A 2345-nucleotide genomic window follows, 5' to 3' on the forward strand; every position below is an offset into this window, starting at 1 on the left:
TCGTTCATCTAAAGCAACCTATACCATGTGGTTTGAAATCCTGCGAATAAGCGAGTATTCGTGAGCATTATCTATTAAACTGAGGGAGTTCATTATGATATGAAATCCTTGAAGATCCTAAGCGAAGGGAAATTCGGAGCTTTATTTACATAAAATTTTTGTCGTCTGGACCATAATTAGAGTTTTCAAAATAGCTATCCTTCCCTAGAAATAGGAATCAAATTTGAAGAAGCCGACCAATAAAGGTCGGCTTTTTTCATACTATTTTTAGCAGCATCCACCACCAACAAAGCTAGCTCCAACAATGATTAAGAGTATAAACAAAACGACTATAAAGGCGAAACCTCCACCAAATCCAAAACCGTCTGACATACAGAAACCTCTCCTTATTTGTTTTTAAGGAGGAACTTATTGTGGGTTATATCACCTTATGCTCTAATTAGGAAAATGACACAATAGTCTCCATCTCTGTTCATAGGATAAAATTAAGAATGTTGGAGGTACCTCTTATTGAGATAACGAGTGCTTTAGTTCTATAAGAAGAAGTAAAAAAAGTCGATTCCTTAACGTAGAGGAGATCGACTTTTCAGTTCGACTAAAGCACCCGTTACCAGGAGTGTTCTATCATCCAATAAATTGTATCAATAGTTGGTTAAACTTTTCACGCTCTTCCCAGAATGGTCCATGACCACTGTATTGAAATGGTACAAGCTGTGAGTTTGCTATTAGATTTTTTGTTTCCTGACCTTTAGTAAACGGAACGATTTTATCATGGATGCCGTGAATAATTAACGTAGGTACAAATATTTTGCCAAGATCATTGTACACATCTTCATCCCTTAATGATGTCATGATTGCAGCCGTCGACCAACTTGCTGCTTGTAATCCTAGCTGAAAGAACCAGTCCGAGAATGGTCCAGAAATTTTCTGGAAGAAAAAGAGATCCGTTACACCTTGCAGCATTTTAGGGCGATCATTAAGTGTTTCTGTAATGAACTTATTTGCAAATTCTTTTTCAACACTAGTCGGAGATGCAGCGTCTATAAGGACTAGTTTGGATACTCCAAAACCTTGATATCGAGCCATATATCGAATCGAAATCGCTCCACCTGTGGAGTGTCCTGCTAGTGTGAAATCTTTTAACTGCAACGCCTCAATTACTACACTTATATCATCTGCCAATCTGTCAAAATTGTAACCACTGAATGGTTTATCAGAATTGCCGTAGCCCCTCCAGTCAATGCCTATACATCGATATCCCATTGCTGGAAGGATATTGAACTGATATTCAAACTGCTTATGGTTTAAAGGCCACCCATGTATAAATAGAATTGTTTTATTCCCCTCAGGATTTACATCCTCTACATTTATTCTTACACCTGGTTCTACAGTAATAAAGTATCCCACGCAGACTCCTCCATATAATAAAGATTGCCTCTGCGATAAGATATTCACCTAGGGGAATATTATGCTTTTATAAAATGTTGGATGAACCAGACGGTATTTACATAACTAAACTGCCTCGTTAGTTGAAGAAGATAAACACTCAATGTTGCATAGAGAAATAAAATCGATTGGCACCAGAATTTATTTTGTTTGATTATGTATTCTTGATTTATGGCCTCTTGTCTATTCATTGTTTTCATACCAACATATTTTATAGTAAGAGTGTTAAAAGGAGGGGATTTGAATGTTTTTTTGTGATAGAAGACGCCGATTTGATCGTTGTGACAGATTCGATCGATTTGATCGATTTGATCGTTGTAACAGATTTGATCGTTGTAACAGATTCGATCGTAGAAGAAGATGTTTTTGGTGATTTAACCCTCTAACTCAAATTACAAGCTCTGGTTGAGTTAAAGACTGATCTAAAATCATTCAAAAAAATACCTGATATAATTATCTCGGTAGCTCTGGATGAACACCTATTTCATAGCTTAATCCTGTTCTTGGATAGTTATCTAATACCTCTTGCAAATGACGTTTCACGTCATCTATATTTATTTCACTTTGCAGGCACCTGTGTCTGCTACATAATTCCACCTATTCCAACAGGTCCACGGCATATGAGTTTTCTTTACCTGTTAGCTGAAGATCAGAGCTGTCTTTAAGGCAGCTTTTTCGTGCGCCCGGCATGGGTGCAATCTATAGGGTGTAAGTCCCGAACGATGAAGGCAGTAGTAATGGTTAGCTTAATGCAAGGGTGTCCATGGTGACGTGGAATCTGAAGGAAGCAAGCGGCAAACCTCAGGTCTGAGGAACACGAACTTCATATAAGGCTAGGTATCATTGGATGAGTTTGCGAAACAAAACAAAGTCCTTACTGCCGAAGGTGGTACAGAGTA

At 37.9% G+C, this 2345-nt stretch carries 3 protein-coding genes; 1 reads left to right on the forward strand and 2 read right to left on the reverse strand.

What is annotated here, in order from left to right; translation table 11 throughout:
- Positions 1 to 267 precede the first annotated feature (267 nt).
- Entirely contained in the window at positions 268 to 372 is a 105-nt protein-coding gene (locus tag ACQKMR_RS28330) for a YjcZ family sporulation protein (RefSeq protein ID WP_379162651.1), read from the reverse strand.
- Positions 373 to 624: 252 nt separating this feature from the next.
- Complete coding sequence (locus ACQKMR_RS28335) at positions 625 to 1407, reverse strand: alpha/beta fold hydrolase (protein ID WP_427700238.1); 783 nt, start codon at positions 1405 to 1407, stop codon at positions 625 to 627.
- Positions 1408 to 1700: 293 nt separating this feature from the next.
- On the opposite strand from ACQKMR_RS28335, the gene ACQKMR_RS28340 reads away from it, so the two are divergent.
- Complete coding sequence (locus ACQKMR_RS28340; RefSeq protein WP_427700239.1) at positions 1701 to 1832, forward strand: hypothetical protein; 132 nt, start codon at positions 1701 to 1703, stop codon at positions 1830 to 1832.
- Positions 1833 to 2345 lie beyond the last annotated feature (513 nt).

Origin of the sequence: Peribacillus sp. NPDC096540 (assembly GCF_050278525.1) — a bacterium.
GTDB lineage: Bacteria > Bacillota > Bacilli > Bacillales > DSM-1321 > Peribacillus.

Excerpts from the sequence above, each read along its gene's own strand:
- ACQKMR_RS28330 (WP_379162651.1), bottom strand. The coding sequence starts at position 372 with ATGTCAGACGGTTTTGGATTTGGTGGAGGTTTCGCCTTTATAGTCGTT.